Source organism: Vibrio sp. 10N.222.49.A3 (genome assembly GCF_041475145.1).
In the GTDB taxonomy this organism is placed as follows: domain Bacteria; phylum Pseudomonadota; class Gammaproteobacteria; order Enterobacterales; family Vibrionaceae; genus Vibrio; species Vibrio tasmaniensis_A.
In genome coordinates this window covers 1,617-13,822 of record NZ_JBFRVM010000135.1, presented here as the reverse complement: position 1 = coordinate 13,822, position 12,206 = coordinate 1,617, and the positions used below count along the sequence as shown (strand labels likewise).

Annotated in this window: 10 protein-coding genes; all 10 read left to right on the top strand. The window is 45.7% G+C overall.

Features of this window, described 5'->3' with window-relative positions; all coding sequences use genetic code 11:
* The first annotated feature begins 5 nt into the window (after positions 1-5).
* The 10 genes from fliR to AB4589_RS20025 all read left to right on the top strand — a co-directional run bounded on the left by fliR (position 6) and on the right by AB4589_RS20025 (position 12,149).
* Complete coding sequence (fliR, locus tag AB4589_RS20070; protein WP_086048961.1) at positions 6-788, top strand: flagellar biosynthetic protein FliR; 783 nt, start codon at positions 6-8, stop codon at positions 786-788.
* 9 nt (positions 789-797) lie between these two features.
* Positions 798-1,928 (top strand): flagellar biosynthesis protein FlhB, encoded by a 1,131-nt coding sequence (gene flhB / locus AB4589_RS20065; protein ID WP_017099175.1) that lies wholly within the window; start codon positions 798-800, stop codon positions 1,926-1,928.
* Between the two features lie 345 nt (positions 1,929-2,273).
* Positions 2,274-4,376, top strand: coding sequence for a flagellar biosynthesis protein FlhA (gene flhA, locus AB4589_RS20060; RefSeq protein WP_009848540.1), 2,103 nt, complete (start codon positions 2,274-2,276; stop codon positions 4,374-4,376).
* Between the two features lie 27 nt (positions 4,377-4,403).
* Complete coding sequence (gene flhF / locus AB4589_RS20055; protein ID WP_372101571.1) at positions 4,404-5,915, top strand: flagellar biosynthesis protein FlhF; 1,512 nt, start codon at positions 4,404-4,406, stop codon at positions 5,913-5,915.
* Between the two features lie 13 nt (positions 5,916-5,928).
* On the top strand, positions 5,929-6,816 hold the full coding sequence (locus tag AB4589_RS20050; protein ID WP_009848538.1) for a MinD/ParA family protein: 888 nt from the start codon (positions 5,929-5,931) through the stop codon (positions 6,814-6,816).
* Complete coding sequence (locus AB4589_RS20045) at positions 6,809-7,543, top strand: RNA polymerase sigma factor FliA (protein WP_009848537.1); 735 nt, start codon at positions 6,809-6,811, stop codon at positions 7,541-7,543. Before AB4589_RS20050 ends, AB4589_RS20045 begins: the two co-directional genes overlap by 8 nt.
* Before the next feature lie 42 nt (positions 7,544-7,585).
* Positions 7,586-7,954, top strand: coding sequence for a chemotaxis response regulator CheY (gene cheY, locus AB4589_RS20040; protein WP_012603445.1), 369 nt, complete (start codon positions 7,586-7,588; stop codon positions 7,952-7,954).
* 114 nt (positions 7,955-8,068) lie between these two features.
* Entirely contained in the window at positions 8,069-8,800 is a 732-nt protein-coding gene (locus AB4589_RS20035) for a protein phosphatase CheZ (protein WP_017101967.1), read from the top strand.
* Positions 8,801-8,809: 9 nt separating this feature from the next.
* Positions 8,810-11,011: a chemotaxis protein CheW gene (locus AB4589_RS20030; protein ID WP_372101570.1), complete on the top strand. Its 2,202-nt coding sequence runs from the start codon at positions 8,810-8,812 to the stop codon at positions 11,009-11,011.
* Positions 11,012-11,024: 13 nt separating this feature from the next.
* A complete protein-coding gene (locus AB4589_RS20025; protein ID WP_009848533.1) occupies positions 11,025-12,149 on the top strand; it encodes a chemotaxis response regulator protein-glutamate methylesterase in 1,125 nt (374 codons plus the stop codon).
* Positions 12,150-12,206 lie beyond the last annotated feature (57 nt).

Genomic DNA, 12,206 nt, shown 5'->3' with positions numbered 1-12,206 from the left:
CCGATATGGAATACCCAACGAGCCTTGTACTAGAGTGGTTAGCCAATTATTTTTGGCCCTACACTCGCATCTCAGCCATGCTGATGGTGATGACAGTAACCGGTGCACGCTTTGTGTCGCCGCGTATTCGTCTGTATTTAGGTTTAGCGGTCACCTTTGCGGTGATGCCTGCGATCCCCGCTGTTCCTAAAGAGATTGAACTGCTCTCTTTCCAAGGTTTCTTGACGGTATTTGAACAAATCGTGATTGGCGTTGCCATGGGGTTTGTCACCCAATTCATGATTCAAACTTTCGTAATGCTCGGCCAGATCTTGGGTATGCAATCAAGCTTGGGTTTCGCCTCTATGGTGGATCCGGCTAACGGGCAAAACACGCCAGTACTGGGCCAGTTATTTATGTTGCTAGCGACCATGTTTTTTTTGGAGACTGACGGTCACTTGAAAATGCTGCAGCTGGTGGTGTTCAGCTTTAAGACTTTACCCATTGGCAGTGGAAGTTTGACCTCTGTTGATTATAGAGAGCTTGCCCTGTGGCTTGGTATCATGTTCAAAACAGCACTAGCGATGTCATTGTCTGGTATTATTGCGCTGCTGACGATTAACCTTTCGTTTGGTGTAATGACGCGTGCGGCGCCTCAACTAAATATCTTTTCTTTGGGTTTCTCATTTGCGCTACTCGTGGGCCTATTGCTTTGTTGGTATATCCTTGGCGGCTTGTTTAGTCACTATGAGTTATTCTGGATACAAACCGAACAACAGATATGTCGTCTAATCAGGTTAGAGTGCTAGGAGACTAAAATGGCAGAGTCAGACGGTCAAGAACGCACGGAAGACGCCACGCCCAAACGCTTGCAACAGGCCAAAGATAAAGGGCAGGTTGCAAGGTCAAAAGAGTTAGCGTCGGCGTCGGTACTTATTGTTGGTGCGATTGCTTTAATGTGGTTTGGTGAATCGATGGCGAAAGCTTTGTTCGAAACAATGCAACGTCTGTTTTCTCTGAGTCGGGAAGAAGTTTTTGATACCACAAAACTCCTCGAAATTGCGGGTGGCGCATTAGTGAACCTGTTGTTCCCGCTGTTCTTAATCCTGATAACCTTATTTGTTGCTGCCGTCATTGGTGCGGCGGGTGTCGGGGGGATTAATTTCTCTATGCAGGCGGCGATGCCTAAGGCGTCTAAGCTAAACCCACTCAGTGGTATTAAGCGTATGTTTGGCCTGCAGAGTTGGGTTGAACTGTTGAAATCTATCTTGAAAGTGGCACTTGTTTCGGGAATGGCCATCTATCTTATTCAAGCTTCTCAACACGATTTAATGCAACTGAGCATGGAGGTATACCCACAGAATATCTTCCACGCTTTAGATATCTTGCTTAATTTTATTCTGCTGATCAGCTGCTCTTTACTTATCGTGGTGGCGATTGATATCCCGTTCCAGATTTGGCAACACGCCGATCAGCTGAAGATGACCAAACAAGAAATTAAAGATGAACACAAAGATACTGAAGGTAAGCCTGAAGTTAAGGGCCGCATTCGTATGTTGCAAAGAGAAGCTGCCCAGCGCCGTATGATGGCTGACGTACCTCAAGCGGATGTGATTGTGACCAACCCGGAGCACTTCTCGGTGGCTCTACGCTATAAGCAGAATCAAGACAAAGCCCCCGTTGTAGTTGCGAAAGGTGTTGATCATATGGCAATGAAGATTCGTGAAATTGCCCGTGAAAATGACATCTATATTGTTCCTGCGCCACCATTGGCTAGGGCGCTTTATCACACTACCGAACTAGAACAACAAATTCCTGACGGTCTGTTTACAGCAGTTGCTCAAGTGCTTGCATATGTGTTTCAACTGAAACAGTACCGAAAACGAGGCGGAGAGAGGCCAAAACTCCAAGATTCTAATATGCCGATCCCACCTGATTTACGACATTAGATCAATTGCTTGAGCTCTGCTTGATGAACCCTGATAATAGCGGGCTAGCTAATCCTCTTTTTAAAGAGGCGATGGCAATAATTTGACGAAAAGTGTTGGTACAGTGTTTGCTATATCAACCCCGAATATTATAAGCCGATCATTAATAACCTTAGCATTGTAAATCTGAGTATTATAAGCCCAGTCATTATAAATCCTAGCGTTATAAATCCCGAGCATATAAAGCTTAGTATTATAAACCTGTGCATTTGAACCTATGCACTATAAACCATAGCAACATAGCTTAGACCTGAGCCTCAAATAGCTTAGTGAGATGGCTACAACATAGCGAAACTGTCTAGACTTATGAAATTCTCCCTGCCTTTTGCGGACAAGCTGCCTAAAATCCCTAATCGTGCGATGCCTGCAATTGGCGCACCCGTTATGGTACTTGCGACGCTCGCTATGGTGGTGTTGCCAATACCAGCCTTCTTGTTGGACATGTTCTTCACGTTCAACATAGCACTGTCCATGGTTGTGTTACTGGTTTCGGTTTATACCCGCAGGCCTTTGGACTTCGCTGCATTCCCGACCGTACTTCTGATTGCGACTCTACTTCGATTGGCTTTGAACGTTGCTTCGACACGTGTGGTATTACTCCATGGTCACGAAGGTGGTGACGCGGCCGGTAACGTTATTGAAGCATTCGGTAACGTGGTTATCGGCGGTAACTACGCGGTAGGTCTAGTGGTGTTTTTGATTTTGATGATCATCAACTTCATGGTTGTAACCAAAGGTGCGGGTCGTATTTCGGAAGTAAGTGCGCGTTTCACCCTAGATGCCCTACCGGGTAAACAGATGGCAATCGATGCCGACTTGAATGCGGGTTTGATCGACCAAGATCAGGCTCGTACTCGACGTTTTGAAGTGACCAAAGAGGCCGACTTCTACGGCTCGATGGACGGTGCATCTAAGTTTGTTAAAGGCGATGCAATAGCCGGTATCTTGATATTGTTCATCAACATCATTGGCGGCTTGAGTATCGGTATGGCTCAGTTTGACCTTGGTTTTGGTGAAGCCATCGAAATCTATACGCTACTGACTATCGGTGATGGTCTGGTTGCACAAATACCATCGCTGTTACTTTCTATTGCTGCGGCGATGATGGTAACGCGTCAAAATACTGATGAAGACATGGGCGAACAACTTGTCTTCCAAATGTTCGATAATCCTAAAGCCCTAATGATCACCGCCGCTATCCTCGGCATCATGGGTATTGTTCCTGGTATGCCACATTTCTCCTTCTTGAGCCTTGCTGTGGTTGCTGGGGCTGGGGCTTACTTTATCGATAAAAAGAACAAGGCAAAGGTAGAAGAGAAAAACCTACCTGCAACCGCTAATGCCAATGGTGATAAGCCCGCATCGCAAAAAGAACTGTCTTGGGATGATGTTCAACCGGTAGACATTATTGGTCTCGAAGTGGGGTACCGCTTGATTCCTTTGGTCGATAGAGACCAAGGTGGTGAATTGCTTGAGCGCGTGAAAGGTGTACGGAAAAAGCTGTCTCAAGATTTTGGTTTCTTGATTCCAGCAGTACACATTCGCGATAATCTGGAACTGACACCAAACAGCTATCGAATTACCCTGATGGGGGTAGCGGTTGGTGAGGCTGAGATCAAGCCGGACATGGAGCTCGCGATTAACCCTGGCCAAGTCTATGGGATGATAGATGGAGAGCCGACGATTGATCCTGCCTTTGGCCTTGAAGCCGTCTGGATTCGTGAAGAGCAGCGTGAACACGCACAAGCCTTAGGTTATACGGTTGTAGACTCTTCAACCGTACTTGCCACACACCTTAGCCAGCAGTTAACGAATAACGCTTCACAGTTGATTGGCCACGAAGAAGTTCAAAACTTACTTGAGATGCTTAGCCGATCAACGCCTAAGCTGGTGGAAGGTTTTGTACCGGATCAATTACAGCTTGGTGTGGTTGTGAAAGTTCTGCAAAACCTACTGAATGAAGCGATTCCAATTCGTGATATTCGAACCATTGTCCAAACTTTGTCGGAGTACTCTTCTAAGAGTCAAGAACCTGACATATTAACTGCAGCTGTTCGTATCTCACTAAAACGACTAATTGTTCAAGAAATCAATGGTATAGAGCCAGAATTACCAGTTATAACCTTAATTCCCGAGTTGGAACAAATCTTGCATCAAACCATGCAGGCATCCGGCGGAGAATCTGCTGGTATTGAACCTGGTTTAGCCGAACGTTTACAGACCTCACTCAGTAACGCGACACAAGAGCAAGAACTGAAAGGTGAGCCAGCGGTATTATTGACCTCTGGTGTTTTACGTTCGACTCTGGCTAAGTTCGTGAAAAACACGATCCCAAGCTTGAGAGTATTATCTTACCAAGAGATACCAGACGAAAAGCAGATACGTATAGTACAAGCTGTTGGTAATTAAGCCGCCTAATTAGAACGGACGATCGAATTGAAAATTAAACGATTTTTTGCAAAAGATATGCGAACAGCTCTGCTCCAAGTTAAAGAAGAACTTGGCTCAGAAGCGGTGATCATGTCTAACAAAAAGGTCGCAGGTGGTGTGGAAATTGTTGCCGCTATTGATGGCGATTCCAGCCCGTCGACAGCAAGTCCCAGACTCAATAAACCTCAGCAGCCTACGCAAAGCCAGTACACTCAAATGTCTGAGCCCAAATTGCCAACTGGGCGTCGTCAATTAGATGATGACAAGGTTAGCATCCAGCCGAATGCAGAAGGTGGACGCTCAATGACCAAGCGCTTTGCAAATATGCTAAAGCAATACAGTCATGGCGCCGACGATGAGCAACAACATCGCGCTGAAAACGAAGACTCGTTATCAGCATTGCTCAATCGCCAGTCAAGTAACGGTCATCAACCTCAGAGTAGCCAGCATTCTAGCGGCAGCCTTGACTCGGCCTTTGCTCGTGAAACGGGTTTATCAAAATTGATTGCCGAAGATCGCAGAGTAGAGCGTCCAGCACCTCGCTTAGATCCTACCCGTTATGATCGTGGTCGAGAGAACACTCAATCCAAAGGTTCAGATACTGAAATGGAAACGATGCGCGATGAGATGACTTCAATTCGTCGTTTGTTAGAGCATCAAGTCTCTGGGCTCATGTGGCAAGAAGTCGAACGTCGCGAACCTTTGCGAGCGATGCTTATCAAGCGCCTAGAACGTATGGGTGTTTCGGCAGAACTCGCCGATCAAATGGCCTGTTACATTCCAGAAGACACAAAACCAGCACGAGCATGGAAAGCCTTGCTTGCTCTGGTCGCTGATCAAATCTCAGTAACACAAAAAGATATTTTAAAACGCGGCGGTATTGTGGCCTTACTTGGCCCGACTGGCGTAGGTAAAACAACAACCGTTGCTAAGCTCGCAGCCCGCGCAGCAATGGAGTACGGTGCAGACAACGTAGCGCTTGTGACAGCGGACACATATCGCATAGGTGCACATGAGCAGTTATCGATTTATGGTCGAATTATGGGTTGTCCTGTAAGAGTTGCTAAAGATTCTAGTGAATTGGCCGATGTAATATATCAGTTACGTAATCGTCGCCTGATTCTAGTCGATACTGCAGGTATGGGGCAGCGAGATGTTCGCCTATCTGAGCAGTTAGACACATTGATGCAAGAGAGTGGTTCCGTTATTAATAGTTACCTTGTGTTACCCGCAACCGCGCAACGCAAAGTACTACAAGAAACCATTGAACACTTTAGAAGAATCCCGCTGTCGGGATGTATCCTGACGAAGCTGGACGAATCACTTAGTTTGGGTGAGTTCATCAGTGTGGTAATACAAAATGCATTACCAGTTGCTTATATAGCAAATGGTCAACGAGTTCCTGAAGATATCGTTATTGCTCAGCCAAAGTACATGATTGCTAAGGCCAATGAGTTATTAGAAAAATCGACAGAGAATGAACCTCATTACTGGAATAGCGATTCTGAAGGGCTCTAGGCGGCGGATAAATATGAATGAGAATATGATACACGATCAAGCTAGCGGCCTCCGTCGCTTAACCCAGCCTTCACTCACAAAAGTTATCGCTGTAACGGGTGGCAAGGGAGGCGTAGGTAAATCGAATGTAACGTTAGGTATGGCTATTTGTATGGCTCGCCAAGGCAAGAAAGTCATGGTGCTGGATGCCGATTTAGGATTAGCTAACGTAGACATCATGCTCGGCATTCGTTCTAAACGAAATCTTGGGCATGTGTTGGCTGGCGAGTGTGAACTTAAGGATGCGATTGTCGAAGGGCCGCACGGAATTAAAATTATTCCAGCGACATCAGGCACACAAAGCATGACTGAACTTTCACACGCTCAACACGCCGGGTTGATTCGTGCTTTTGGTTCGCTTGAAGACGAGATGGATATCTTATTGGTTGATACCGCAGCGGGTATATCCGATATGGTCATCAGCTTCTCAAGAGCTGCGCAGGATGTGGTTGTGGTGGTTTGTGATGAACCAACGTCGATTACTGATGCATATGCATTGATTAAGCTGTTGAGTCGAGAGCACCAAGTTCAGCGATTCAAAATTGTTGCAAATATGGTCAGAAGCTACCGCGAAGGCCGAGAATTATTTGCAAAGTTGACTTTGGTCACAGAGCGCTTCTTGAATGTGAGCCTCGAACTCGTAGCATGTATTCCTTTAGATGATAAAGTACGTCAATCAGTTAAGAGACAGAAAATCGTAGTCGATGCGTTTCCTCGCTCTCCAGCTGCATTGGCAATCAGCTCTTTGGCTAATAAGGCATTGACCTGGCCAATACCAAAAACACCAAGCGGACACTTGGAGTTTTTTGTTGAAAGGCTGCTGAACCGTACTGAATTTATAGAGGAACCATTTGGTGAATAAAGCGCTTACTTACGATCAACATGCTAATCACAATAGCCAGCAGGCTTTTTTTGAGAAGTACTCTGTGTTGGTTAAGCGTATCGCTCATCATTTGTTGGGGCGATTACCGCCTAATGTATTAGTTGATGACTTGATTCAAGCCGGCATGATTGGCCTGATTGAAGCGCAACAGAACTATGATGGTACCAAAGGCGCAAGCTTTGAGACGTACGCAGGTATTCGAATTCGTGGGGCAATGTTGGATGACATTCGCCGCGGGGATTGGGTCCCGAGATCGGTTCATAAAAACAATCGAGAAATCAGTAGTGCAATCGCGGAATTAGAGGGCACTCTCAATCGCGATCCCAGTGATGCTGAGGTGGCAAAGCACATGGGGCTGAGTTTAGACCAGTATCACAGTGCTTTAACTGATATTAATTGCTCAAAATTGGTAGGGATAGAAGACTTAGGTGTCTCTGATGATGTAATATCTCCGAATGAAGATTCTCAAGATAATACGCCTTTTCAAGGGGTTGCAGATGAATCATTCCGCCAAGCTTTGATCGACTCGATAAAACAACTTCCGGAAAGAGAAGGCCTCGTGCTTTCGCTTTATTACGACGAAGAACTCAATTTAAAAGAGATTGGGGAAGTATTAGGTGTCAGCGAATCTCGTGTCAGCCAAATACTAAGCCAATCTATGCAGCGTTTACGCACTAAGTTAAGTGCTTGGACACAGAACGACTAACAACACTGATTTTATTCAGTGGAGGCTAATTTGAACAAAAACATGAAAATTCTCATTGTTGATGATTTTTCAACGATGCGCCGAATTGTTAAAAACCTACTTCGTGATTTAGGTTTCAACAACACTCAAGAAGCAGACGATGGCTTGACCGCGTTACCTATGCTGAAAAAAGGCGAATTTGATTTCGTGGTAACTGACTGGAACATGCCGGGTATGCAAGGTATTGATCTTCTAAAACACGTCCGTGCAGACGCTGAACTTAAGCACCTTCCAGTGCTTATGATCACAGCAGAAGCTAAGCGTGAGCAGATCATCGAAGCAGCGCAAGCGGGTGTTAATGGTTACATTGTGAAGCCGTTCACTGCCGCAACTCTAAAAGAGAAACTCGACAAGATTTTTGAGCGTTTATAAGCACTCATAAGAACCTGTTTCAGGCGCTTCATAGAGAGACATTAACTTTTTTGTTTCCCGTTTACCTCTAAAGCTGAAGCGTCACAAACTATGCGGAGTAAGGCCGGACTCAGGATGATTTCATTAGAACAAGCAAAAAAATTAGTAGAGCTGCTTGAAAACGACGAGCAGCAAGGTGCTGATTCTCTTGTTAGAAGCATTTATGAAGATAATTTTAATCTTCAAGATAACCCAATGCTTCAAGAAATAGGCAGTCTGACTCGTGACCTCCATGATTCTTTGACACAATTCAACTTTGACGAGCGTATTAACGTTATCGCAAATGATGAAATCCCTGACGCCAGGGATCGCCTTCAATATGTCATTGATAAAACGGAAGTTGCGGCGAACAAAACGATGGACGCTGTCGATCGCTGTATGCCAATTGCAACTAATTTACACGAGTGTTTACTTCAAGTAAGGCCTCAATGGAATGAACTGATGCATGGCCGCATTGAGCTAGTAACATTCAAAGCTTTATGCCACCGCATTGATGGATTACTTGTCCAAGTAGAAGGTGATAGTACTGAACTACGTGGACAACTGACTGAAATCTTGATGGCTCAGGATTTCCAAGATTTAACTGGGCAGATTATTAGCAAAGTTATTACCTTGGTGAATGAGGTTGAAGGACGTCTGGTAGAGATTCTCACCGTATTCGGTGCGAATCAAATAGAACCAACACCAGAGACAGATAAGAAGTCATCTATTGCTCCAGAGGGTCCGATCATGAACCCAGAAGCTCGTGAGGATGCTGTTGCATCTCAAGATGAAGTCGACGATTTGTTATCCAGTCTTGGATTTTAAAGGTAACGTATGAGCTACGATTTAGACGAAGATATTCTTCAGGACTTTTTAGTCGAAGCAGGAGAGATCCTCGAACTTCTATCAGAACAACTGGTAGAGCTAGAGAATAACCCTGACGACAAAGAACTACTAAACGCTATTTTCCGTGGTTTCCATACAGTAAAAGGTGGTGCTGGTTTCCTAGCATTGACCGAGCTGGTGGATACTTGTCATGGTGCTGAGAATGTGTTCGACATTCTAAGAAATGGCCAACGCAGTGTAACATCAGGACTGATGGATACGATGCTACAGGCTTTAGATACAGTCAATGTACAGTTTAAAGCCGTGCAAGATGAGGAAGCTTTAGTACCAGCAGACCAATCTTTACTGGATGAACTTCATCGCCTCTGTAAGCCAGAGTCTGAAGATGAAGTTGTGGCAGTAGAAGCTCCAGCACCGGTTATCTCTGAGCCTATCGTTGCAGCTCCTGAGCCTGTTATTGCTCCGGAACCTACTGTTGAAAGTTCAAACATCAGTGCATCTTCCGTGGATGATATTTCTGAAGATGAATTTGAGCGTTTACTTGATGAACTTCACGGTAAGGGTGGTTCACCAACGACATCATCTGTAGACACACCAGCGCCAGCACCTGTGGCACCTCAGCCAGTAGCTGCGAGTGGTGACATTACTGACGACGAATTTGAAAAGTTGTTAGATGAGTTGCATGGTGCAGGTCAAAGCCCGACAGCTGCAAGCTCAACGCCACCAACTCCTCCAGTCGCTCCGGTAGCCAAAGCACCAGTAAAGTCTGAAGGCGATGACCTAATGACTGATGCTGAGTTTGAGAGTTTACTTGACCAGTTACACGGTTCAGGTAACGGCCCTTCAATTGAAGAGTTGGATGCTGCGACTAAGCCTGTACAAGCGAAGCCTGAGCCTGTTGCGCCGAAAGTCGCTCCTAAACCACAGCCTGCTCCTGTTGCTGTAAAAGCAGAGCCTAAGCCTAGCGTACCAGCAAAAGCTGAAGTTAAAGCGCCTGCGAAGAAGCAGCAAGCTGAAGCTACAGTTCGTGTTGATACCTCAACACTGGATACCATCATGAACATGGTGGGTGAGCTAGTATTGGTTCGTAACCGCCTTGTTAGCTTAGGTTTAAACAGCAACGACGAAGAAATGTCGAAAGCTGTCTCTAACTTAGATGTTGTTACTGCTGACCTACAAGGTGCAGTAATGAAGACGCGTATGCAGCCGATCAAGAAAGTATTTGGTCGATTCCCACGCGTTGTCCGTGACCTTGCTCGTACCTTGAAGAAAGACATCGTTCTTGAAATGCGTGGCGAAGAAACGGATCTTGATAAAAACTTAGTAGAAGCACTTGCTGATCCCCTGATTCACTTGGTGAGAAACTCTGTCGATCATGGTATCGAAATGCCGGACGACCGTGTTGCTGCGGGAAAATCTAAAACCGGTAAAGTGATTCTGTCTGCCTCTCAAGAAGGCGACCACATTGAACTGGCTATCGTTGATGATGGCGGCGGTATGGACCCTGATAAGCTTCGTGCTATCGCGGTTAAGCGCGGTCTGATGGATGATGATGCAGCGTCTCGCCTAACAAATAAAGAGTGTTTCAATCTAATCTTTGCTCCTGGCTTTTCAAGTAAAGAAAAGATCTCAGATATCTCTGGCCGTGGTGTAGGTATGGACGTTGTGAAAACAGCGATCAACACACTGAATGGTTCTATTGATATCGATTCAGAGATGGGCCAAGGCACCAAGATAACCATTAAGGTTCCGTTGACACTTGCGATTCTACCAACCTTAATGGTCGGTGTTGCGGGTCACCCGTTCGCATTGCCACTGGCTTCTGTAAATGAAATCTTCCACCTAGACCTAAGCCGCACAAACGTGGTTGATGGTCAGCTGACTATTATCGTTCGCGATAAGTCTATTCCACTGTTCTACTTACAAAATTGGCTTACACCTAAAGAAGGTCTTGTTGAAGGACGTCAAGGTCATGGTCATGTTGTTATTGTGCAACTTGGTAGTCAACGTGTTGGTTTTGTTGTCGATGCGCTTATCGGCCAAGAAGAAGTGGTTATTAAGCCACTTGATAAGCTTCTTCAAGGCACGCCAGGAATGGCAGGTGCGACAATTACAAGTGACGGTCACATAGCATTGATTTTAGATGTGCCGGACTTGTTGAAGCAGTACGCAGCTGCATCAAGAATTTAACTTAAGGATAAATATGGCGATTAAAGTATTAGTCGTTGATGATTCGAGCTTCTTCCGTCGTAGAGTAAGCGAGATCATCAACTCGGAGGCTCGCCTAGAAGTCATCGATGTAGCAGTAAACGGTAAAGAAGCGGTTGAGAAAGCGAAAAAGCTAAGACCTGACGTAATTACCATGGACATCGAGATGCCTGTCATGGACGGTATTACTGCCGTTCGTGAAATTATGGCTGCGTCTCCAACGCCTATTTTGATGTTTTCATCGTTAACGCATGATGGTGCAAGAGCAACGTTAGATGCGTTAGACGCGGGTGCTCTAGATTTCTTACCTAAGAAATTTGAAGACATCGCTCGTAACCGTGACGATGCTGTCGCATTGCTTCAACAGCGCGTGATTCAGATTGCTGCAAAACGCGCGTTTATGCGACGCACTCCTGTTGCGCCAAGAGCTACCGCAACAGCTACGGCGTCAACATCAGCGCCATTGCGTCAATCTATTTCAGCAACAGCCCCTGCAGCTAAACCAGCGGTTGCTTCAACCGCGAAATTCAGAGCCTCGGGTAAAAAGTATCAATTAACTGCTATTGGTACTTCTACTGGTGGGCCAGTTGCACTACAGAAAATTTTGACACGCATCCCTGCCAGCTACCCACATCCGATTGTGTTAGTGCAGCATATGCCAGCAACGTTCACCGCTGCTTTTGCTAGCCGATTGAATACCTTGTGTAAGATTGAAGTTCGTGAAGCTCAAGACGGAGACCTGTTGAAACCTGGGGTGGCTTATCTTGCTCCAGGCGGAAAGCAAATGATGATTGATGGTCGCCCGGGTTCGGCGCGTCTGAAGATTATCGATGGTGGTGACCGAATGAACTACAAGCCTTGTGTGGATGTCACTTTTGGTTCTGCAGCTAAGATCTACGGCGATAAAGTGTTGTCTATGATACTGACCGGTATGGGTGCTGATGGTCGAGAAGGTTCTCGCATGTTAAAAACAGCGGGTTCGACCATTTGGGCGCAAGACGAAGATAGTTGTGTTGTATATGGTATGCCTCAAGCTGTAGCAAAAGCTGGCATTTCTACTGAAGACCTACCTCTAGACCGCGTTGCGGAACGGATTTTGGTCGAAGTTGGGTTAGCTTAGGTAAATCGACATGATTGTTTGGAGTGTTGCAAACCAAAAAGGTGGCGTTGGAAAAAC